Origin of the sequence: Lactobacillus panisapium, from assembly GCF_019469265.1 — a bacterium.
GTDB lineage: Bacteria > Bacillota > Bacilli > Lactobacillales > Lactobacillaceae > Lactobacillus > Lactobacillus panisapium.
Genome location: NZ_CP048268.1, coordinates 1,422,690 through 1,444,975, shown reverse-complemented (window position 1 = coordinate 1,444,975; position 22,286 = coordinate 1,422,690). Strand labels below are relative to the sequence as shown.

Sequence of the window (22,286 nt, the reverse complement as noted above, 5' to 3'; positions counted from 1 at the left end):
CTCTTAACTTTGAAATGTAGTTTCCATTAATATCATGCTATCATATTAAATGAGGAAATTCATTAAAAGAAAGATAGGAAATATGGTTCTCAAAATAGAGCATTTGACTGGTGGATATACTGGTATACCAGTCATTAAAGATATTAATTTAGAAATTCAGCCAGGTGAAGCATTAGGAATTATCGGCCTAAATGGTGCGGGCAAATCAACTACAATTAAGCACATTCTTGGTTTACTAAGACCACAAAAAGGCAAAATTGTATTAAATTCGGTTGAATTGATTAAACAGCCGACTGAATTTAAACGGCAAATTGCATACATTCCGGAAGTTCCGGTTTTGTATGAAGAATTAACTTTGAAAGAACATTTAGAACTCACCATGATGAGTTATCAATTAGATGAAAAGAAAGCTTGGAAGCGGGCCAATGAACTGCTAAAAATGTTTAGGCTTGATGATAAGCTAGATTGGATGCCAATCTATTTTTCAAAAGGGATGAAACAAAAAGTGATGATTGTGACTGCTTTTTTGGCAGATACTGATTTGCTGGTAATTGATGAGCCTTTTACTGGCCTTGACCCACTTGCTGTTAGCAACCTGATTGATTTAATTAAAAAAGCGGTGGCGCAGAAAAAGATGATACTAATGTCAACGCATATACTGGCAGACGCCGAACAAGCAATTTCTAACTATGCTGTCTTGAACAATGGCAAGATTGAGGTAATTGGAAGCTTAACAGACATTAGAAAGCATTATGGCTTGAATGAGTCCGATTCCTTTGACAAGATCTATCAAATCTTGAATGAGGAGCAAAGACATGCGTAAATTAGCTCAAAAAAGACTGCAATCCAATTTACAACAATCACTCAAATATCTGGTTTTAGTATTTAATGACTTTTTTATTTTGGCATTAATCTTTTTGTTCGGTGCCATAATGTTTTGGTATGCGCAGGCAATGAAAACAATGCCAAGCCAGCGCTGGTTTTATCGTCCTTTGGTTGGGGCAATTTTATGGCTGCCACTATTGGTTGGAAAACTGGTTACGATGTTGAAACCAGCTGATTTACAGTTTTTACTGCCGCAAGATGAGCAAATAGATGACTATTTAAAGCCAATGTTTAATTATAGTTTGGTTGTACCTGGGATTATCCTCATTTTGCTGGCTGGAATTTTGTTTCCATTTGCGACTATTAAGGCAAAGATAGCACCGTTAGAATACATTCTAGCTGTTTTTGGTGTTTTTATTGCTAAAATTTTACAGTTGAAAATAATGGAGCATAATCTGTTCTTTAATCGCAAAATATCCTTACTAGCTGTCAATCTAGTGCTATTATTAGCTTTTATTTTAGGTCTGACTTCGGTCAAAATTTTTTATGTCGTATTCTTTTTATTGGTAATTTGTGTCGGGCTACTGATTTTTAAACCGCGTCATGATGCACTTTTTGATTGGCAATATGCGGTTGAATTAGAGCAAAAACGCAAAAGCAGGGTTTACAGTGCTTTTAGCATGTTTACCGATGTAAAAGAAAAAAGAGTGACAATCAAGCGGCGTAAGTACTTGGACTTTTTATTGCCTAAATCACTTGCACGTGAAAATCCTAACCGTTTTTTGTATCGGAGATCGCTTCTACGAAATCCCGAAAATATCAGCTTATTGGTGCGGATGACTGCTTTTGCCGTTTTAGTCTCCTGGCTTGTGCAAAATTGGTTATGGGCGCTTGGACTGTCATGCTTAGTAATCTTCTTGACGGTTTACCAATTGCTGCCAATGGCCAATGAATTTGATAACAATATTATGTATCGGATATATCCAATACAGCGAAATAATCGTGGGAAAGACTTAGTAATCGTTTTGGCACTAGCTTTAGTTTTACAATGGTTAATCATTAGTTTGTTTTGGTTGCTATTGCTGCCAATTAATTTAAACCTATTAGAAGCATGCATTGCCTTGCTCATCTTTAGCTTACTAATCGGACAGATTTATTTACCCGCAAAAATCAAGAAAAGGAAGATATAATTAATGAGGTTACGAAATAAGCCTTGGGCTGTTAAATTGGTCGGTGAACACCCAGAAAGCGTCTTAGATCGACCTGATCCAGCAAGTAAAATCGACTGGTCAAAAAGATTTACAGATATTTCTAGGCCGCTTGAAATTGAAGTTGGCTCAGGTAAAGGGCGCTTTATTACAACACTGGCTGAACAACATCCTGAAAAGAACTTTGTTGCCGTAGAATTGCAAATCACGGCGGCAGGAATTATTTTACGAACAAAACTGGAAAAGAAGCTCGATAACTTACAGATTCTTTGCGCTGATGCAGCTAATTTAGATTCATTTTTTAGCCCGCATAGCGCCGAAACGATTTACCTAAATTTCAGTGATCCATGGCCAAAGAGTCGTCATGAAAAGCGGCGCTTAACTTATAAGACTTTTTTGGCAAAATACCAAGCAATTTTGGCGCCACACGGCCATTTAGAATTTAAAACAGATAATGCTGGTCTTTATGCATACTCTGTTTTGAGCATGAACAATTTTGGCATGCACTTTGACTTTGTCTCCGTTGATTTACATCATGAAAATGATGAAATTGTGACGCGAAATATTGAAACTGAATATGAACATAAATTTGCAGCTAAAGGTAATCCAATTTATGCCCTCCATGCAGACTTTGGAGTAAAATAGTTGAGAAGCGATTTGAATTGAGAGGTTTACAAATGGAACAAATAAAAAAATTTGATGATGCAAAATTAGCTGAAATTACCAAAACTGGTCGAGTAGTCCTCGAGTTTTCAGCTGATTGGTGCCCAGATTGCCGCTTTTTAGACCCGTTAATGCCGGAAATTGAAAGTGATTTTGCTGATAGCAAATTTTATCAAATTGACCGTGATGGTGCAGTAGATGTCGCTAAAAAGTTAAATATTATGGGAATTCCTTCTTTTGTTGTCTACCAAGATGGTCAAGAAATTGGTAGACTAGTTAATAAGGATCGCAAAACCAAGGAAGAAGTCGAAGACTTTTTGCGGTCACTTGACTAAGTGAAAGAGGATTATTGTAAATGATTACTAGTATTAATAAACAAAGTTATCCTAATACCTTGATTGTGATTTTAGGTCAAGACCAAGGTAAAAGTGAATACGAAGAAAAAGAAGATATTACGCGTATTACTGACGAAAAAGGTAATGTCACAGGCTACAATTTCTTTAACGTTGACCAAGTAATTGATTATGACAAGTTACCAAATGGTGAGGTTAAACTTTCTGAAAAGGATTTAGCTGCTTTAAATCAAAAACTTGCCGATGCAGGTTTTGATGATAAGCTTGCTTATGGTAAGCCGACACTAGTTTACGGCTATGTGAAAACTTGTGAAAAACATCCTGATTCTGATCACCTGCATGTTACAACCATCGATGTTGGTAATGGTGAGGAGCATCAAATAGTTTGTGGTGCGCCAAATATTGCTCAAGGGCAAAAAGTAGTTGTGGCCCTTCCAGGGACATTAATGCCAAATGGTCAGATGATTTGGCCAGGTAAATTACGGTCAGTTGATTCATATGGCATGATTTGTTCTGCTCGTGAATTAGGCTTAGAACATGCACCACAAAAGCGTGGCATCATGGTTGTACCTGATGATTTCTCCGTTGGGGATGCATTTGACGCTGAGAAATGTGATGAATTGCTTGCCAGCGGCAAAATTAGTTTATAAAGTAAAAAGACTCCATCAATGTGGGGCCTTTTTTGCTTGAAAAAAGTTAGTGGTATTAATAGTTAAAAAAATTTCCAAGTTAACTGGCTTGTACTATAGCTAATTGGACCACTACCGTCTTGGTGGTAAAGTTGAAATTTAACAACGGATGTTTTACTTAGAGCTAAGTATAATTAATGTACCGCAATGGTACTAATTAACTATCGTTTGCGAACAATTATGATCTTAAACTGTCAAAATTTTTCCGGCAGTTTTTCGGAGTTTAAGCTCTTTTTATTGTAGTAATGGTAAAATAAGAAACGATGTTAAATAGAATTTTGGAGCTTAGAAAATGTTAGATAAAAATAAACAAATTTGGTTTATCGGAATTAAAGGTACCGGAATGGCTTCATTAGCCTTATTGCTTAAGGATTTAGGTTATGATGTAGCTGGTAGTGATATTGCAAAATATACTTTTACGCAGGTACCACTAGAAAAAGCTGGCATACCGGTAACACAATTTTCGCCAGATAACATTAAAGATTCAGGACAAGTAATTGTTAAAGGTAATGCTTTTAAGAATGATAATGTCGAGGTTAAAGCTTGTGAAGATAAGCAGATTGCCTGGCAAAGTTATCCGGATACTGTTGAAGAAATCGTTCAAATGCATACAAGTATTGGAGTTTCCGGAACGCATGGGAAAACATCTACAACTGGTATTCTTGCCCGTGTCATGGGTGAAGCTGCTCCAACCTCCTATTTAATTGGTGATGGGGAAGGTAAGGGAGTGAAAGATTCGCGCTTTTTTGTTTATGAAGCTGATGAATATCGTAGACACTTCTTGGCGTATCATCCTGATTACCAAATTATGACCAACATTGATTTTGATCACCCGGATTATTTCAAAGACCAAGATGACTATACTTCAGCCTTTCAAACTGCTGCTAATCAGACTAAAAAGGCTTTGTTTGTTTGGGGAGGCAATGAGCGTTTGCAGGCTTTAGAAGCTAAGATCCCTAAATATACTTATGGTTTTGAGGACAATGATGACTTTCAGGCTGTTGATGTCAACAGAACGACTGCGGGGGCTGAATTTACTGTTATTACACATGGTAAGGAAATTGGTAGGTTCACCATTCATCTATTTGGTGACCATAATATTTTAAATGCTACCGCCGTTATTGCCGTTGCTTACACTGAAAAAATTCCATTAGATGACATTAAAAAGGGGTTATTGTCATATACAGGGGCCAAAAGACGCTTTTCAGAAAAAGATTTTGGTGACATTAATGTGATTGATGATTATGCTCATCATCCTACTGAGATGCGAGCAACAATTCAAGCAGCACGTCAAAAGTTTCCTAACAAGCGATTAGTAGTTGTTTTTCAACCTCATACATTCACCCGGACAAAGAAATATGCAAAAGATTTTGAAGAAATTCTACGCGGTGTTGATAAGGCATACATTACGCCGATATATGCCTCTGCTCGTGAAGCAAGTGGAGATATTTCCAGTAATGATTTAGTTGCTAACATCCCTGGTTCTGAAGTTATTAATCTAGATAATATTGCTGACTTAGCTCAAAACCAAGATAGTGTTATTGTCTTTATGGGTGCAGGCGATATTCAGAAATATGAAGATGCTTTAGAAAAGCTGCTGTAATTGTATCTAAAATTTTGTTAATAGTTTAAGTGGAGTTTATGTTTAATTAACGTAAACTCCATTTTTCTTGTTTAATGTTGTCATAACAAAGTTGCTGGTCAGTGCCAAAGATATTCTAGGTTATGGGTTAAAAATTAAGACCAAATAGTAGGACTAAACAGCCGCATACTAACGTTACTTTAACTAGCAAGCTTCACATAAATAAGCATAATAAAAATGCGATTAATAAAGCCAAATTAACAACGAGCTTTTTAGTAGCCACGAGCGAAAATAATCGGGTTATAAAGACTGCGGTAGATTTTTTTAAAGAAAGCGTTGAGAAATAAACTCAACGCTTTTTTGCGTATTTTAGCTTTTGATCTTCTTGTTGCTATTTAAGTCTTAGCAAGCTCTCTTATTTTTACTTTTTAGCATGTAAAAGGTTTAGTCATTTATATGAAATATTTTGAAATAAAATAAAATAAATTGAAAATATGTGGTTGTAAAATGGAAATTTATGGAATATAATGAAAATGTAAACGATAACAATTGAAATACAAGGAGAAAGCAATGACTACAATTAAAACGGCAACAAGATTAAATGCATATCTGCCACATTACAATAATGATATCAATCAGGTTTTTAAGGAATTAAAAAGGGTAGGAATCAATTATGTTGATATTAACTTTCCGCAGCAGACAATTGGTATTCCAGCAACAAAAATGAAGCAAATGCTTCAGCAAAATGACTTGTGTCCCAATGGAATGGAAATGCGCTTTGAGGATCATTATCTTAATGGCGATCTAAGCAACTTGGATGATCGAATTTATCGAGATGCCATTGAGATGTGTAAAAAAGCCGCTGATTATTGTCATGCAATTGGTGGAACAATGATTAATATCTGGAGCGCTCACGACGGTTTTGATTACAGCTTCCAAATTGATTACTTAAAGGTATGGCAACGAATCGTCAAAGCATGTCAAGAAATTGCAGATTATGCTCCTGACATTAAATTTAGTATTGAATATAAACCATATGAGCCTCGTGCCTATGCCTTTGTTGACAGTATGGGAATTTTGGGCATGATGCTGAAAGATATTAACCGACCAAATTTTGGGGTTTTACTAGATTATTGTCATATGCTAATGAAACATGAAAATCCTGCCATGGGTGCTGCTTTATTTGCAAGTCAAAAAGAATTGTTTGGTGTTCACATTAATGACGGTTATGGCGTACATGATGATGGTCTAATGGTTGGAACTGTTACACCATTTAAAACCTTAGAATTTTTGTATTACATGAAAAAATATGATTTTGATGGGATGTATTACTTTGATACCGCTCCGGTAATTGAAAATCCTAGTCAGGAAACTGCGAAAAATATTGAAATGCTGAAGTATCTGTTGAACCTTTTAGACCGAATTGGAATGGATCATATCGAGACCATAATTCAAGAAAATGATGCAATTAAGGCACGCGAACTATTACTTGAATTTATGAAAAACTAACTAACAAAGCCTAGATTTATTTCAAGGAGGCATATGATGGATTATAAAAAAACGGCACAAGGTGTCTTAGATGCTGTTGGCGGGCCTGATAATATTTCTAATATGACGCATTGCGCAACAAGATTACGATTAAACTTAAAAAATGACCAAATTAATGATGACAAAGTCAAAGCAGTAGACGGTGTAATTAACGTTTCGCGGGGAGGCGGTCAATACCAAGTTTTGATTGGACTTGAAGTCCCTAAAGTTTTTAGTGAATTTGAAAAACTAGTAAATGGTAATAGCGCTCAAACAGTCAGTACCAATCTCAAGCCTGAGGGTTTTAAGGGATATGTTAATGCATTATTTACTGCAATAGCAGGTATTTTTGCGCCACTATTGCCAGCTTTAGCTGGATCAGGTATTCTATATGGCTTATTGCTTCTTTGCAGCGAACTGGGGTGGATTAGCCAAAAGAGCGGTACATTTGTTATTTTGACCGCTGCATCAAAAGCTGTTTTTTATTTTCTACCTATTCTCTTGGCGTTTTCGGCTGCACGAAGATTTAAAGTTAGTCCCTATATTGCTGCTTTAATTGCTGGTGCCCTTTTGTATCCAGACTTTATCCAATTAATGGGAAGTCACGGCAACGGGGCAATGACATCATTTCTAGGAATTCCTGTTGTATTAATGAATTACAATTCAACGGTTGTTCCAATTCTAATAGCAATTTGGGCGTATTCTTATCTATATAGATGGCTTGATAAGCATGTAAGCAAGAACCTGGAATTAGTCGTTGTCCCATTAGTTTGTCTGCTTATTATGGTACCTTTAACGGTAATTGTTATTGGTCCTCTTGGTGTCTATGGCGGACAATTAGTTGCTAATATTGTTAATTGGTTAATTAAAAATGTTCCGCTATTAGCTGGTGTTGTTGTTGGCGGGGGCTGGAGTTTTCTCGTTTCACTGGGGATCCATTGGGCCGTCAATCCAATTATGATTAATAATATTGCAACTCAAGGGTTTGACTTTATTTGTCCACTAACGTTTGCCTGCAACTTTGGTGTAATTGGCACTGCTCTTGGGGTCTGGCTTAAGACGCGCAATAAAGAATTGAAGAGCTTTTCGCTGACTGGTGTAATCACTATTTGTTTGTCGGCAATTATTGAACCAACTTTGTTCGGACTCTTAGTAAAAAATCGTAGAATTTGGGCAGCGCAAATAATTGCTGGCGCTTTGGGCGGCGCATACTTAGGACTAACTAAGGTATATACAAATGCATTTGTTTTTGGGTCAGTAACCACTTTTCCCGCTTTCATTGCTAAAAACAGTAATAATTTTCTTAATGCAATGATTGGCTTAGCAATTTCCACTATTGTCGGAATTGCACTAGGTTTTATAGTTACAAGGCGTGATGAACATCTTGCCTAATGTGATTAAAAGCAAATGAAATAACATATTATAAGAGTATAATAAAGGGAGCATGAAAATTATAAAGAAGGGGAATTAACTTGCTTCCGATTGAAAGACAAAATCAAATTTTGCAAATTCTTGAAAACAAAGATATGAGTAAACTTGAGGAACTTCACGCGCAAATTCCAGGCGTTTCAATTTCAACATTGAGACGAGACATTAAAGCCTTAGAAAATGAAGGAAAAATTGAATATCTTTTTGGTGGAGCTGTGAGGCTTTGCGATGGTGCTGGTGAGGTTGAGTTTGCCAAAAAAGAGCACAATCATCAAAAGGAAAAAAAGCTAATTGCTGAACTCGCAGCAAAAGAAGTTCACGATAATAATGCCATTTACATTGATTCTGGTACTACTTGTACACTGTTACTTGATAAGATAAAGAACAAGAAAGTAACAGTTTATACGACTAACACACAGGTCTGTCATATAGGTGGCAATTTTAAGGCAGAAATTATTTTAATTGGCGGTAAATATAATGGAGTTACGTCTTCACTTACAGGTGCCTTAACTAATGATTTGCTTTCTAAGTTGCGGTTTGATAAATCTTTCTTTGGTATGAACGGTATTAGTCTTAATAGTGGTTACACTACTCCACAATTTGACGAGGCGATAAAAAAGCAGCTGATTGCAAAGCGTACTACACAATCCTTTATTCTTGCTGACAGTAGTAAATTTGGAATATCGTCAAATGTTCAAGCCTTGGAATTGAAGGATGCCACCCTGATTTCTGATAGCAGTGATCCCGAAATTGCTAAACAAACTCAAATTATTTTCCCTAAAAGTAAAGGTCAGAATTAATTGTCATTTGTTTTTTATAGTTTAAGTTAAATTAGTTAATTAAAAGCGTTTTATTACTAAACGCTTTTAATTTTATGTGAGTTTTTTCTTTATTAATTTCGATTTTGTTATAAAATTAATACTAAAATCTAAAACAGGTAGAGGTATTATATGAAATTAAAGCAAAAAGCAGCAATTGGTTCAGTAGTCAGTATGTTTGCTCTTGGCTTGGTAGCTAATTTAAGTTTGGGTGCCCAGCCAATCGAGGCAACCGAAGAAACTAATGAAATAACACTAGCACATAACGCCTATGTTTATAATAAACACGGTAAGCGTTTAAGCAAGTTTCAAGGAAGCAAGCAAAAGGCGCATTTAAAAAAGGGCTTAAGTGTACCTTTTGTCGGTAAAATCGAACCGATTGAGCATAATGACAAACAGTTTTATCTTTTAAATGATGATAATTATCATCAATCATGGCTGCCTTACCATAAAATTGGTGGAGAATACTTTTACAGCTTGGGTTCAGGCGGCTTTGTTAAGGCAGTAAATGTTGGTCAAGTTAACAATAAGCCACTTTATACTCATGAGGCAAAGGTCAAAATCGCTAAAAAGGTAAAACCTTATACAGCAGGAATTGGTAAAGATAAGACGGTTATCAAGCCCGGAAAAACTTATCGGGTAGACAGTATTGCTGCATTAACGACCGATTCTAAGCCTGTAGTTAATTACCGAATTAGCGGTACGATCGAAGCTTTTATTCCTAAGAAAGATTTGGCTATAAACCCCCGGCAGAATTTGAAACTGTATACGCAAGCTACATATGTCGGCTTTTTAAAAACAGCTGGGACTTATGACATCACCGCAACAGCACTTCCGACTGAAAGTGCAAATTCGACTTTTAACACTGGTGACATGTATCCAGTTGAAAAACTTGCTTATTTATGGAATTCTAGTGAAAAGAAGGCTGAATTATTTTACCTGTTAAAAGATTCATGGGCTAAACCACGTTTTTATTCACTAGCAAATTATCAGCCAGCAGCAACGCCAAGTTTAACTTATGTTAAGGTTGAGGGAACAAATTACATTTCAGGCCCATACTTGAAACCAAATAACACTCCAGAACAAGCGCAAGCGGATGCTAAAATTGCTACTAAAGAAGATAAACAAAAATTACAGACTTTAGTTGATCAAGAATTGATTACACCATACCAAAAAGACAATAATTTTACCCTTTGTGGTTTTAGATTTGGTTATGCGTTGCAATTAGCACAAAATACCTTAAAATCTGAAAAGGCCACAATTGCTGAGGTAAAAGAAGCGACTGCAATTTTGCAAAAAGCTCATAGTAACGTGTTGAATTGCACACCAAAACAAGAAAAAGGCGATCAGTTGTTAGGAACCAGTACGCCATATTTGTTAGAGCGTCAGAATTTTATTCAATAAATAGCGAGTTAGAGCATTGAAATTAAGTTTTCAATGCTTTTTACTAGCCAAAAAAACGGGTTCTAAATTTAAAATTTGGCTTCTGAATTGAAGTTAATTGGCTAAAATGTATAGCAAATCTGAATAAAAACAGTATTATGCCAGAATGCCGTAAAAACTGGTAAAATGGTAGTTGAATTAAAAACCAGTGATAATTGTGAGGAGATCTAATGGCTAATCAAAAATTACTTTTAATTGATGGTAATTCTGTTGCCTTTCGTGCGTTTTATGCACTTTATCGTCAACTTGAAAATTTCAGAAACCCTGAAGGATTGCATACAAATGCCATTTATACTTTTAAGAATATGCTTGATGTTGTTTTAAACAATGTTCAGCCAGATCATGTTTTAGTTGCTTTTGATGCGGGTAAAACTACTTTTAGAAATAAGATGTATGCTGATTACAAGGGTGGCAGACAAAAAACCCCAGGTGAACTTTCGGAGCAGCTACCATATGTGCAAGAACTATTGCACGATTTAGGCATCTCGACTTATGAATTAGAAAACTATGAAGCCGACGATATTATCGGAACCTTTGCAAAAATTGGTGAAAAAAATGGTTTTGATGTAACCGTCGTAACTGGGGATAAGGATTTAACGCAGCTTGCTTCTGAGCACACCACGGTGATGGTAACCAAGTCAGGTGTGATGAACCTTGAGTCCTATACGCCTGAACATATGAAGGAAGTTAATGGTGTTACCCCAACTGAATTTATTGATATGAAGGCCTTGATGGGGGATAACTCGGACAATTATCCGGGTGTCACCAAAGTAGGACCAAAGAAAGCATCGCAGTTAATTCAAGAATATGGTTCAGTTGAAAACTTATATGATCACATTGATGACATGAAAGCATCAAAGCTAAAAGAAAATTTGCTTAATGATAAGGATAAAGCCCTGTTAGGTAAAAAATTGGCTACGATCAACTGTGATACGCCAGTAACCATTGGAATTGATGATATTAAAAGACGGCCAGTTGATTACCAAAAGTTGCGGCGTTTTTACGAGAAAATGAATTTCCGCAAGTTTTTGAGTGAATTAACTCCTGACGGAGATTCTAGTAAAAATGAGACATCCCAAGATTCGCATGTCAAAATGGAATACACCGAGTTAACCAAGAACAACTTGGCTAAAATTACGGTTAATGAAGGCGATGAGGTCATTTTTTACTTAGGGATGCTGGGACCAAATTATCATTTGGCCGAGTTCGTCGGTTTTGCCTTTAAGATTAGCAAACAGATTTTTCTAAGTCGTGACGTAACGCTATTACAGGATGCCAAGCTAAAACAGATTTTAGAAAATAAGAAAATTAGTAAAGATGTTTTTGACCTTAAGCGGACAACTGTGGGGCTCAATCGTTTAGGAATCCACGCACATGGGATTGAATATGATATGCTGCTAGCTTCTTATTTGATTAATAATGAAAATAATTCGGATGACATGGCCGAAGTCTGCCGGATGTATGGGAATGACACTGTCAGAAGTGATCTTGACGTTTATGGCAAAGGTAAAAGTGAAAAGATTCCTACTGATGACGATGTGCTGTATAATCATTTAGCCACCAAAGTCGAAGCAATTGAAACCTTGAAAGAAACGCTGCTTGCCAAACTAAAAGAGCATGAACAAGATGATTTGTTTGCAAGTATCGAAATTCCAGTGGCACGCGTTTTAGCGATTATGGAAATAAATGGAATCAAGGTTCAGGCTGATACTTTAACTGAGCTGCAAGATGAATTTGCTGTTGAACTTAAAAAGATGGAAAAGCAGATTTATGATGAGGCTGGTGAAGAATTTAATATTAATTCGCCGAAACAACTTGGTCATATTCTGTTTGAAAAAATGGGCCTCAAGCCAATTAAAAAGACTAAAACCGGTTATTCAACATCAGTTGATGTCTTGAACCAGTTAAAAGATGAAAATCCAATTATCGGGCAAATCCTTTCTTACCGGCAAATTGCTAAAATTCAGTCAACTTATGTTAATGGCCTGCTAGATGTTATTCAAAAAGATGGTCGAGTTCATACACGGTATCTGCAAACTCTAACGGCAACTGGACGCCTATCTTCGGTTGATCCTAATTTACAAAACATTCCGACGAGAACAGAAGAAGGTAAGCAAATTCGAAAGGCTTTTGTTCCAAGTGAACCTGATGGCTATATCTTTTCTTGTGATTATTCTCAAATTGAATTGCGTGTTTTAGCTCAAGTTTCTGGTGATGAACAAATGCAAGAAGCATTCAGGACCGGCTACGATATTCACGCTCATACCGCAATGAAAATATTCCACTTGAAGTCAACCGATGATGTTACGCCATTAATGCGGCGCCGAGCAAAGGCAGTCAATTTTGGTATTGTCTATGGAATTTCGGATTATGGCTTATCGAAAAATCTGAATATTAGTAGAAAACAAGCCAAAGAATTTATCGATAATTATTTTGAGCAATACCCGCAAATTAGAGAATATATGGATAAGGCCGTTAAATTTGCTCGCGAAAAAGGTTACGCAGAAACAATTATGCATAGAAGACGGTACTTGCCTGATATTCATGCAAAGAATTATAATGTGCGGTCTTTTGCGGAAAGAACTGCAATTAACTCACCAATTCAGGGTTCCGCTGCTGATATTATTAAAATTGCGATGATCAATATGCAGAAGAAATTGAATGATTTACACCTTAAGACTAAAATGGTGGTTCAGGTTCATGATGAGTTGATTTTTGATGTGCCAAAAGATGAGATAGAAACAATTAAAAAGATTGTCCCAGAGGTAATGCAGTCTGCCGTTACTCTTGATATTCCGCTTGTCGCTGATTCAGGGTACGGTCATAATTGGTTTGATGCAAAATAAGGAGTAATAATAAATGCCAGAAATGCCGGAAGTAGAAACGGTTCGCCGTACTCTTCTCCCCTTAATTAAAGGAAAAACGATTAAAGAAATCACGCTGTGGTATCCCAAAATTATTGCTAGTGATCCAACAGAATTCGTTCAAAAGCTTACGGGTCAAGAAGTAGTGGCAATTGACCGGTATGCAAAGTATTTATTGATTCGGCTAACGAATGATTTAACTGTAGTTTCCCATTTACGCATGGAAGGAAAGTATCGTCTAGTTGACGTGGCTGCACCGAAAGATAAACATGATCACGTGCAGTTTGCTTTTACTGATAATACAGCCTTGCGTTATAATGATGTCCGCAAATTTGGCCGAATGCAATTAGTTAAAACTGGAACAGAAAAAAGAACAACAGGAATTAGTAAACTAGGCTTTGAACCTAATTCTCATAAATTCACGGTTGCTTATTTTGCAAATTGTCTTAAGCATAAAAAGAAAAATATTAAAAATACGCTTCTTGATCAATCTGTAGTTGCCGGTTTAGGCAATATTTATGTCGATGAAGTTTTATGGCTAACTAGAATTCATCCGTTAAGTATGGCCAATAAGATTCCACCTTCCAGAGTGAAACAATTGCATGACAATATTAATTCTTTGATCAAATTAGCTATTGCTGAGCGTGGGACAACCGTCCACACTTATCTGGATGCTAATGGTGAAACTGGCGGCTTTCAGAAAATGTTGCGGGTATACGGACATAAAGGTGAACCATGTGCAAGATGTGGAACCCCTCTTGAAAAAATCAAGGTAAATGGTCGTGGAACAACATATTGTCCTAAGTGTCAGGTGAATTATCAATGACCATTGTCTTAGGTCTTACTGGGGGAATAGCTAGCGGTAAAAGTACAGCTGATAGCTTTTTTATAAAAAAGCATATTCCAGTAATTGATAGTGATTTAATTGCTCACCATATTTTAGATATAGGTGAAAAGGGCTACAATTTAGTAATTAATTATTTTGGCGATCAGTATTTAGCAGCAAACAAAACAATTGATCGCGCAAAGTTAGGTAAATTAGTTTTTAATTCACCTAAAGACTTAGCTAAATTAAATGAAATTACCCACCCGTTGATTTTTCAAGAAATCGAGACTAAAATTAGCCAACATAAACAGGAAAATGAGCCACTTATCATAGTAGATGCACCGTTATTATTTGAGTCAGGTGGTTTAAGCTATTGTGACCGCAGTTTGCTGATTGCTGTACCTGAAAAAATGCAAGTAAAACGCTTGCTGGCGCGTAATCACATAACTGAAGCTGAAGCATTAAAGCGAATTAATAGTCAGATGCCTTTAGCGCAAAAGCAAAAATTAGCTGATTATGTTGTTACAAATACTGGTACAATAAAAGAACTAGAAGACAAATTAAACGAGCTGCTACTTAAATTAATAAAGGAGGACCAGTATGGAATGTCCTAATTGTCGGCAAAATGCCTCGCGCGTGATTGATTCTCGACCGAGTGATGAAAATCGTGCTATTAGAAGACGGCGTGAATGCGAAAACTGTGGTTTTCGGTTTACTACTTTTGAGCGAATTGAAACAACACCATTATTGGTAATCAAAAATGACAATACCCGGGAACCTTTTAACCGAAAAAAGATTTTGCATGGTGTCATGGCAGCTGGTCAAAAGCGTCCAATTACAAGCTCGCAGTTCGAGCAATTGGTTGATCATGTTGAAAATAAGGTTAGACAGCAGGGAGTAAGTGAGATTTCTTCGAAGAAAATCGGTCAACTAGTAATGGATGAATTGGCTGAACTAGATGATGTTGCTTACATTCGCTTTGCTTCCATTTACCGTGAATTTAAAGATATGTCTAGTTTCATGAAAACAATGGAGGATATGATTGCTAAGCGAGAGAAGGGGAACTAGAAATGTTTGAGACCCCTAATCCCAAACAACCATTTTTTATTGCTAACCGAGTTGATATTTTCCCAGAAGATGTGCGGGTTCTGGTTAAACTTTATCAGCCGTTGATTGGTTCACTAGCATTTTCCTTATATTTTAGTTTAAATGAGGACTTTAATGCGCATGCAATGCTATCGGACTCAACGGGTATTTATGCTCTGCAAGAACAGCTTGACTGTGATGTTAAGCACTTATTTTCTGCTTTACATAAGCTCGAGGGTGTTGGCCTAGTTCAGACGCGTTTACTTAATAATGAAATCATGGGTCAAGTGCTTGTTTTTCGCTTAACCTGCATCCCTAGCAGCAGTGAATTTTTTTCAACGCCTCTTTTAGCAAGCTTACTTAAAGAAAAAGTTGGTATTTCTGCCTTTCAAAAATTAAGTAAGGATTTTGCTCGTGAAAGTAAGTCTAAGCAGAACCAAGTTAATGGTATGCAGAATGCTGATGATATCTCTGCTTCGTTTATGGAAGTTTTTCGTTTGCCTGAGCAAGAAGCAATTGAGCCTTCAGTTGATGTCAAATATGCCGCAAAAGAAAATAAAACGGACAATAATATCAAAGCTACTATTAATGAGCATGATACGGTTGACTGGAATTTCATGAAACAGCAATTTGAAATTTACCAGATTCCAGGAACGGAGATTGACCGTAATCGGGAAGCAATCCGCTCTGTAATGCGCACTTACGGGTTAACAGAACAAGAATTTGTCGATGAGGCCCTGACAAGTATTCACGGTGATTATCACTTGGATATGGTGCAAATTAAACAAGCGATTGCTAGTGGCATTCACGGCTCTCATACTAGGACTCGAATTAAGCAAGAAACTAAGAAATATAATGATGATCAACCGATAAATGCTAAATTGAGTAAAAATGAGCAGCAAGTATTGCAACTAGCTAAAAGTAAATCACCAGCTCAATTTTTGTACCGGTTGAAGACTGATCGGCATGATTATGTTGATGCCAGTGAATATAAAGTACTTGATAGTTTATATAATGAAAAGGGAATCCCGGCTGATTTGCTTAATATCTTAACTTATGCCTGCTTAAAAAGTGCACCGAATATTTCATACCGCTTGGCTAATCGGATTTTACATGATTGGCTTCAACATGGTGTTAAAGATGGGGCCCAAGCAATTGAATATATGCAAAAAAGGGAGCAAAATAAGGTTAAGTACCCCCGTTATGTGCAAAATAAACGCGTTGAAAAAGGTACTGATTGGAGTAAGAAAAAATCTAGTGTTAAGTCCGATGTTTCTTCAGCTGACTTAAAAGACTTTTTCAAAAAATTTGAAGATCAAAATGGCATGAAGTAGGTGAAAAAATGAAGTCAATCAATAATTTTTTAGACAAGAAAAAAGCCGACCATCTTGATGTAGCTAAGATTCGGGCCGAGATTCTATCCGAGCCAAAAATTAAACAGTTTATTAGTGAAAATCAAGATAAAATCACCTCTGAAATGATTGATAAAAGCATGTCTGCTTTATTCGAATTTTACCTAGATCAGCAGAATAAAAAAGATCCAGTGACCAAGGGTTATCGGCCTAAATTAATCTTGAATACGAATGCAATTGATATCATTTATGCTCCTGAAAATAGCAAGTTGGAACATGATCGTGAACTTGCAGCTAAAAAGCACTTGCGCTTGATTAATTTGCCTAGCAGCTTGCATGATGTCCGCTTAAGTCAGGTGGAAATAACACCGCAGCGCCAGCAAGCAATGGCTGAGATTGGGCAATTTTTGGCAGCTTACTCGCAGAATACGCATCAAAAAGGCCTGTATTTATCCGGTAACTTTGGTGTCGGTAAAACATTTATCTTGGCCGGTTTAGCTAATTCTTTAGCGATGATGAATAAGTATGTCATCTTTATGCATGTTCCTAATTTTATTGCCAGCTTATCCAGTCACTTTAATGATAATAGTCTAATGACTGAAATTAACCGGATTGCAAACTGTGATGTATTAATTATGGATGATATTGGCGCTGAAAATTTGAGCCAGTGGTCACGCGATGAAGTTTTAGCTGTTATTTTGCAATCAAGAATGGATAATCAACTACCGACATTTTTCTCTTCCAACTTTTCAATGGATGATTTGGAAGAGCACTTTAAAGAAACCAAAAATGCCATTGATCCAATTAAGGCTGCCAGATTGATGGAGCGAGTACGTACTTTGGCTAAAGAAGTCATTGTTTCTGGACCAAACAGGCGACGTTAAGATTATTTTGATTCTTGTTGAAAAAGGGACTTAGTGCGCGAGTTACAAGAGTGATTAAAGTTCTGATAAATTCTAGATCACACATTTTACTCACTTAATTTTAAAAATTTCTTGCAATTACTAATTAAGCATGTATAATAATATGCAATGAATGAACATGATAGGACTCAATTCAGAGAGTGGAACAGTATTCTGGAAGTTGCACAAATGAGTTTTACCCCAATCATTCAAACTTAAAAAGTAATTAAAATGGGTGAATTCCACTATCAATTCATATTAAGAGGGTTAGTCTGACTAACTGAATTTTGGGTGGAACCACGTTAAATGCGTCCCAGTGCAATTAAGTGCACTGGGACTTTTTTTGTTTTTAATTTTGGAGGTATATATGGGTTTTTCAATTACTTTGCCAGATGGATCAAAGCGTGAATTTGACCAGGCAATTACAATCGGTGAATTAGCACACGGCATTTCAACTTCACTTGGTAAGGCGGCATTAGCCGGGAAAGTTGATGGCAAGCTGCAACCGGTTGACTTTGAACTTAACCAAGATGCCCAAGTGGCAATTATTACTGATAAAGATGAAGAAGGTTTAGCTGTTTTGCGTGCAACGGTGGCATTTGTATTTGAAGCTGTTGCTAAAAAGGCATATCCTGAACTTCATTTTGGAGAACATGCTGCTGATGATGATGGCTTTTTCGTTGATACTGACAAGGAAAACCAAATTAAAATCAGTGAACTGCCACAACTAGAAAATGCTGTCAAAAAGGCGGTTAAAGCTGGTGAAAAAATTGAATCAGTAATTTTACCAAAAGCAGAATTAGCTGATAGATATCAGGATGATCCGTTTAAATTAGAATTATTAAAAGAAGAAAATGAAGAAGTCCACGCATATAAGCTAGGCGACTTTGTTGATTTTGGTTTTGAAGCACTTTTGCCAAATACAGGTAAAATTAAGCAGTTTAAGTTACTATCTGTTGCCGGAGCATACTGGCAAGGTCAATCTTCTAACCCAATGCTTCAACGAATCTCCGGAACTGCCTTCTTTAAAAAAGCAGATCTTGACGCTGACATTAAGCGCCGTGAAGAGATCAAAGAGCGTGATCACCGAACAATTGGCCGTGATTTAGACTTATTCTTTGTTGATCCTAAGGTTGGTGCTGGTCTTCCTTACTGGATGCCAAAGGGAGCAACAATTCGTCGCGTTGTTGAACGCTATATTATCGATAAGGAAGTCGCTGATGGTTACCAACATGTTTATACGCCAGTCTTAATGAATGTTGATGCGTATAAGACTTCAGGCCACTGGGCACATTACCGTGATGATATGTTTCCACCAATGGACATGGGTGACGGTGAAATGCTTGAACTTCGGCCAATGAACTGCCCATCACATATTCAAATTTACAAGCATCATATTCGTTCATACCGTGAATTACCTATTAGAATTGCTGAATTGGGAATGATGCATCGTTACGAAAAGTCCGGTGCTTTATCTGGTTTGCAACGTGTTCGGGAAATGACTTTAAATGATGGTCATACATTTGTAACTCTTGATCAAGTTCAAGAAGAATTTTCGAAGATCTTGAAATTGATCATGGAAGTATACAAGGACTTTGATATCACTGATTACTACTTTAGACTTTCATATCGTGATCCAAAGAATACCGAGAAGTACTTTGCTAATGATGAAATGTGGGAAAGAAGTCAATCAATGCTGAAAAAGGCAATGGATGATATGGGTCTTGACTACGTTGAAGCAGAAGGTGAAGCTGCCTTTTACGGTCCTAAGCTTGACATTCAAACTAAGACTGCCTTGGGTGCAGACGAAACGATGTCAACTATTCAATTAGACTTTATGTTGCCAGAACGTTTCAACTTATCTTATGTGGGTCAAGATGGTGAAGAACACCGTCCAGTCATGATTCACCGCGGAATCGTTGGTACGATGGAACGTTTCATTGCTTATCTGATTGAAATTTATAAGGGTGCTTTCCCAACTTGGCTTGCACCAGTTCAAGTGGAAGTAATTCCAGTCAATCTCGATGCTCATTCAGAGTATGCTAAGAAGGTTCGCGATGAGCTCAACAAGCAAGGCTTCAGGGCTGAAGCTGATCTGCGCAATGAGAAATTGGGCTATAAGATTCGTGAATCGCAAACCCAAAAAGTACCATATACCTTAGTTTTGGGTGACAAGGAAATGGAAGCAAATAATGTCAACGTTCGTCGCTATGGTACCGAAGAAGAAGTAGCTAAGAGCTTTGACGAATTCTTATCCGAAATTAAACAAGATGTTAAGTCATATTCAAGAAATGACTAAAATAGCAAATTTAAATTTTAATTACTTATTTAAGAGGCCAACAATTGTAGAATAGCAACTTGAACATTAATGATAAAATCTGCTGGAACTTTGCAGGTCGGGTAACAAAATGTAGTGTTGACGGGATGCACTTTTGATTTTTCAATCAATTGTTAAGAAAAGCATGATGTGTTTTAGTTGGTTAATGATCGGCATAACACAAAGGAGCACTAAAAATGTCAATGATAGAATTTCACGACGTGCAAAAATATTACGGAAAATTTCACGCTTTACACGATATTAATTTGGAGATAGATAAGGGTGAAACAGTAGTTTTAATCGGTCCTTCTGGCTCGGGTAAAAGTACATTAATTCGTACGGTCAATCGTTTGGAATCAATTCAGGGCGGCAAGTTAATAGTTAATAATCAAGATTTATCAAATCCTAAGACCGATTCGAACCGATTGCGTCAAGATGTAGGAATGGTATTTCAACACTTCAACCTTTATAAAAATAAAAATGTGTTAGAAAATATTATGCTTGCACCGCGTATAGTTAGCCATATGCCGGAAGAAGAAAATAAAAAACAGGCGATGGATTTACTTAAAATGGTTGGCCTAGAAGATAAGGCGCAAAATATGCCTGCTCAAATATCTGGTGGTCAAAAGCAAAGAGTTGCGATTGCACGCTCTTTAGCTATGCGGCCTAAATTACTCTTATTTGATGAACCTACTTCAGCTCTTGATCCAGAAATGATTGACGATGTTTTACAGGTAATTAAAAAGGTAACTTCAGTAAGTGATATGACATCGCTGATTGTGACCCACGAAATGGGTTTTGCCAAGGAAGTTGCTAACCGGGTTATCTTTATGGATCAGGGTCATATCGTAGAAGATGATGAAAGTCAGGCTTTCTTCAAGCAGCCTAAGACAGAACGAGCTCGGCAATTTCTGAGCAAAATTATTTCGCACTAGGGGGTGGCCAGCATGAAAAAACTACTGTGGCCCCTAGTCATAATTTTCAGTGCGTTCATGCTGACTGGTTGTGGTAAGAAAGTGACTGATCAGTCAGCTTTAAAAAACGTTCGTTCCACCAATACAATAACTTGGGCTGTTGAAGGTGATAAAAGATTATTTAGTTTAATTGATATTAGAGATGACCAAGAAAAGGGCTTTGATATTGATATGGCAAAGGCAATAACCAAAGAAATTTTAGGCCCTAAGGGTCAAGCAAAATTTACTTTGGCAACTTCACAATCAAGAATTCCTTTGCTCAAAAACGGCAATGTTGATGCGGTTATTGCGACACTTACAATTACCCCTGAACGGGCTAAAGTGATTAGTTTTTCTAAGTCTTATTTTCAGGCAGGTAAGTCATTACTAGTCCCTAAAGGTTCAAAAATTAGAAAAGCAAGCGATTTGAATGGTAAAACGGTTATCGGAATCGTGGGCGACAATTCTGTTGAGGTAATCAAAAAAGTGGCGCCTAAGGCCAAAGTGGTGGCCATGCAGGACTATGGTCAAGCAGTTTCTGCTTTGAAATCACACCAAGGTGATGCCTTAACAAGTGATAACGGTGTTTTATATGGTTTAGCCGCTCAAAGCCCAGACAGTTTAGAAGTTCGCGGCGGTACTTTTACCAGGGAGCCGTATGGTATTGCAGTTAATAAAAATCAGGAACCATTTCATAAAGCAATTAATCGTGCGATTGACCATATTTACAGTAGTGGTGAATATAACCGATTAATCAAGAAGTGGTTTGGTCAAGTACCAGGTTTTAACTATAAGGAGATGTATTACAAATGATTAATATTTTCAGTCACTTTGGTAATCAGCTTTTTGATGGTTTTGGCTGGACGCTATTGGCCAGTTTATTAACACTGATTTTTAGCTTAATCTTTGGCGTGTTAATAGCATTATTAGAAGTTATTCCGAATAAGTTTGCTAATAAAATAGGTAAGACGTATGTCGAAATTTTTCGAAATATTCCCTTACTAATTATCGTAATGTTCTTTTACTTGATTGTTCCCAAGTACTTTGTGCAAATGGACGGCTTTACTGCTGGAACTATTGGCTTATTCCTTTATACAGCGGCTTTTATTGCTGAAATCATTCGCTCAGGTATTCAATCTGTGTCAAGTGGACAGATGGAGGGAGCTCGTTCAACTGGAATGACTTATAAGCAGGCAATGCAGTATATTGTTTTGCCACAAGCGATAAAAATTGTGATTCCACCTTTAGGCAATCAATTTGTCAATCTGATCAAAGACTCTTCAATACTGGCATTTGTGGCAGGATTTGACTTAATGTATCAGGCAAATGCAATTGCGTCTGTTACTTTTGATACAATCAACAGTTACTTGGTAATTGGTGTCTTATACTTGCTCATCACCATGCCACTGAGCTACTACATGCAATATTTAGAAAAGAAGTTAGCTTAAGG

At 36.9% G+C, this 22,286-nt stretch carries 20 protein-coding genes; all 20 read left to right on the top strand.

The features are described 5' to 3' along the window. Positions 1-82: 82 nt before the first annotated feature. The 20 genes from GYM71_RS06895 (at position 83) to GYM71_RS06800 (ending at position 22,284) form a co-directional block, all read left to right on the top strand. Positions 83-823, top strand: a complete 741-nt coding sequence (locus GYM71_RS06895; protein WP_103751892.1) for an ABC transporter ATP-binding protein — start codon at positions 83-85, stop codon at positions 821-823. Further along, on the top strand, positions 816-2,015 hold the full coding sequence (locus GYM71_RS06890; RefSeq protein ID WP_220219938.1) for an ABC transporter permease: 1,200 nt from the start codon (positions 816-818) through the stop codon (positions 2,013-2,015). Before GYM71_RS06895 ends, GYM71_RS06890 begins: the two co-directional genes overlap by 8 nt. A 3-nt stretch (positions 2,016-2,018) precedes the next feature. Further along, complete coding sequence (gene trmB / locus GYM71_RS06885) at positions 2,019-2,678, top strand: tRNA (guanosine(46)-N7)-methyltransferase TrmB (protein WP_220219937.1); 660 nt, start codon at positions 2,019-2,021, stop codon at positions 2,676-2,678. A gap of 32 nt (positions 2,679-2,710) precedes the next feature. Continuing rightward, entirely contained in the window at positions 2,711-3,031 is a 321-nt protein-coding gene (locus GYM71_RS06880) for a thioredoxin family protein (protein WP_220219936.1), read from the top strand. 20 nt (positions 3,032-3,051) lie between these two features. Continuing rightward, positions 3,052-3,699 carry a YtpR family tRNA-binding protein gene (gene ytpR / locus GYM71_RS06875; protein WP_220219935.1) on the top strand — a complete coding sequence of 216 codons (648 nt, stop codon included), beginning with the start codon at positions 3,052-3,054 and terminating at the stop codon, positions 3,697-3,699. Positions 3,700-4,030: 331 nt separating this feature from the next. Continuing rightward, entirely contained in the window at positions 4,031-5,341 is a 1,311-nt protein-coding gene (gene murC, locus GYM71_RS06870; RefSeq protein ID WP_220219934.1) for a UDP-N-acetylmuramate--L-alanine ligase, read from the top strand. A 549-nt stretch (positions 5,342-5,890) separates the two neighbouring features. Next, entirely contained in the window at positions 5,891-6,829 is a 939-nt protein-coding gene (locus GYM71_RS06865) for a sugar phosphate isomerase/epimerase family protein (RefSeq protein WP_309505890.1), read from the top strand. A gap of 33 nt (positions 6,830-6,862) precedes the next feature. Continuing rightward, entirely contained in the window at positions 6,863-8,239 is a 1,377-nt protein-coding gene (locus GYM71_RS06860) for a PTS transporter subunit EIIC (protein WP_220219933.1), read from the top strand. 80 nt (positions 8,240-8,319) lie between these two features. Continuing rightward, on the top strand, positions 8,320-9,075 hold the full coding sequence (locus GYM71_RS06855; RefSeq protein ID WP_220219932.1) for a DeoR/GlpR family DNA-binding transcription regulator: 756 nt from the start codon (positions 8,320-8,322) through the stop codon (positions 9,073-9,075). Positions 9,076-9,225: 150 nt separating this feature from the next. Further along, positions 9,226-10,497 (top strand): SLAP domain-containing protein, encoded by a 1,272-nt coding sequence (locus tag GYM71_RS06850; protein WP_220219931.1) that lies wholly within the window; start codon positions 9,226-9,228, stop codon positions 10,495-10,497. 209 nt (positions 10,498-10,706) lie between these two features. Further along, positions 10,707-13,382: a DNA polymerase I gene (polA, locus tag GYM71_RS06845; protein ID WP_220219930.1), complete on the top strand. Its 2,676-nt coding sequence runs from the start codon at positions 10,707-10,709 to the stop codon at positions 13,380-13,382. 13 nt (positions 13,383-13,395) lie between these two features. Then, positions 13,396-14,226 carry a bifunctional DNA-formamidopyrimidine glycosylase/DNA-(apurinic or apyrimidinic site) lyase gene (gene mutM, locus GYM71_RS06840; RefSeq protein WP_103751884.1) on the top strand — a complete coding sequence of 277 codons (831 nt, stop codon included), beginning with the start codon at positions 13,396-13,398 and terminating at the stop codon, positions 14,224-14,226. Continuing rightward, positions 14,223-14,840, top strand: a complete 618-nt coding sequence (gene coaE, locus GYM71_RS06835) for a dephospho-CoA kinase (RefSeq protein WP_220219929.1) — start codon at positions 14,223-14,225, stop codon at positions 14,838-14,840. The genes mutM and coaE overlap by 4 nt, the downstream gene beginning before the upstream one ends. Next, complete coding sequence (gene nrdR, locus GYM71_RS06830; RefSeq protein ID WP_103751882.1) at positions 14,827-15,294, top strand: transcriptional regulator NrdR; 468 nt, start codon at positions 14,827-14,829, stop codon at positions 15,292-15,294. Before coaE ends, nrdR begins: the two co-directional genes overlap by 14 nt. Before the next feature lie 2 nt (positions 15,295-15,296). Beyond that, a complete protein-coding gene (locus GYM71_RS06825) occupies positions 15,297-16,646 on the top strand; it encodes a DnaD domain protein (RefSeq protein ID WP_220219928.1) in 1,350 nt (449 codons plus the stop codon). A gap of 8 nt (positions 16,647-16,654) precedes the next feature. Further along, complete coding sequence (gene dnaI, locus GYM71_RS06820; RefSeq protein ID WP_220219927.1) at positions 16,655-17,548, top strand: primosomal protein DnaI; 894 nt, start codon at positions 16,655-16,657, stop codon at positions 17,546-17,548. 385 nt (positions 17,549-17,933) lie between these two features. Beyond that, positions 17,934-19,865, top strand: a complete 1,932-nt coding sequence (thrS, locus tag GYM71_RS06815) for a threonine--tRNA ligase (protein ID WP_220219926.1) — start codon at positions 17,934-17,936, stop codon at positions 19,863-19,865. A 215-nt stretch (positions 19,866-20,080) separates the two neighbouring features. Further along, the gene (locus GYM71_RS06810; RefSeq protein ID WP_272876715.1) at positions 20,081-20,818 is read left to right on the top strand and encodes an amino acid ABC transporter ATP-binding protein; all 738 of its coding nucleotides are present in this window, start codon (positions 20,081-20,083) and stop codon (positions 20,816-20,818) included. A 3-nt stretch (positions 20,819-20,821) separates the two neighbouring features. Continuing rightward, positions 20,822-21,649 carry a transporter substrate-binding domain-containing protein gene (locus GYM71_RS06805; RefSeq protein WP_164715354.1) on the top strand — a complete coding sequence of 276 codons (828 nt, stop codon included), beginning with the start codon at positions 20,822-20,824 and terminating at the stop codon, positions 21,647-21,649. Beyond that, positions 21,646-22,284 (top strand): amino acid ABC transporter permease, encoded by a 639-nt coding sequence (locus GYM71_RS06800; RefSeq protein WP_103751876.1) that lies wholly within the window; start codon positions 21,646-21,648, stop codon positions 22,282-22,284. Before GYM71_RS06805 ends, GYM71_RS06800 begins: the two co-directional genes overlap by 4 nt. Positions 22,285-22,286: the final 2 nt, after the last annotated feature.

Excerpts from the sequence above, each read along its gene's own strand:
- mutM (WP_103751884.1), top strand. The coding sequence starts at position 13,396 with ATGCCAGAAATGCCGGAAGTAGAAACGGTTCGCCGTACTCTTCTCCCC.
- GYM71_RS06890 (WP_220219938.1), top strand. The coding sequence starts at position 816 with ATGCGTAAATTAGCTCAAAAAAGACTGCAATCCAATTTACAACAATCA.
- dnaI (WP_220219927.1), top strand. The coding sequence starts at position 16,655 with ATGAAGTCAATCAATAATTTTTTAGACAAGAAAAAAGCCGACCATCTT.
- murC (WP_220219934.1), top strand. The coding sequence starts at position 4,031 with ATGTTAGATAAAAATAAACAAATTTGGTTTATCGGAATTAAAGGTACC.
- ytpR (WP_220219935.1), top strand. The coding sequence starts at position 3,052 with ATGATTACTAGTATTAATAAACAAAGTTATCCTAATACCTTGATTGTG.
- coaE (WP_220219929.1), top strand. The coding sequence starts at position 14,223 with ATGACCATTGTCTTAGGTCTTACTGGGGGAATAGCTAGCGGTAAAAGT.
- GYM71_RS06850 (WP_220219931.1), top strand. The coding sequence starts at position 9,226 with ATGAAATTAAAGCAAAAAGCAGCAATTGGTTCAGTAGTCAGTATGTTT.
- nrdR (WP_103751882.1), top strand. The coding sequence starts at position 14,827 with ATGGAATGTCCTAATTGTCGGCAAAATGCCTCGCGCGTGATTGATTCT.
- GYM71_RS06895 (WP_103751892.1), top strand. The coding sequence starts at position 83 with ATGGTTCTCAAAATAGAGCATTTGACTGGTGGATATACTGGTATACCA.
- polA (WP_220219930.1), top strand. The coding sequence starts at position 10,707 with ATGGCTAATCAAAAATTACTTTTAATTGATGGTAATTCTGTTGCCTTT.
- GYM71_RS06800 (WP_103751876.1), top strand. The coding sequence starts at position 21,646 with ATGATTAATATTTTCAGTCACTTTGGTAATCAGCTTTTTGATGGTTTT.
- thrS (WP_220219926.1), top strand. The coding sequence starts at position 17,934 with ATGGGTTTTTCAATTACTTTGCCAGATGGATCAAAGCGTGAATTTGAC.
- GYM71_RS06810 (WP_272876715.1), top strand. The coding sequence starts at position 20,081 with ATGTCAATGATAGAATTTCACGACGTGCAAAAATATTACGGAAAATTT.
- trmB (WP_220219937.1), top strand. The coding sequence starts at position 2,019 with ATGAGGTTACGAAATAAGCCTTGGGCTGTTAAATTGGTCGGTGAACAC.
- GYM71_RS06860 (WP_220219933.1), top strand. The coding sequence starts at position 6,863 with ATGATGGATTATAAAAAAACGGCACAAGGTGTCTTAGATGCTGTTGGC.
- GYM71_RS06865 (WP_309505890.1), top strand. The coding sequence starts at position 5,891 with ATGACTACAATTAAAACGGCAACAAGATTAAATGCATATCTGCCACAT.
- GYM71_RS06825 (WP_220219928.1), top strand. The coding sequence starts at position 15,297 with ATGTTTGAGACCCCTAATCCCAAACAACCATTTTTTATTGCTAACCGA.
- GYM71_RS06880 (WP_220219936.1), top strand. The coding sequence starts at position 2,711 with ATGGAACAAATAAAAAAATTTGATGATGCAAAATTAGCTGAAATTACC.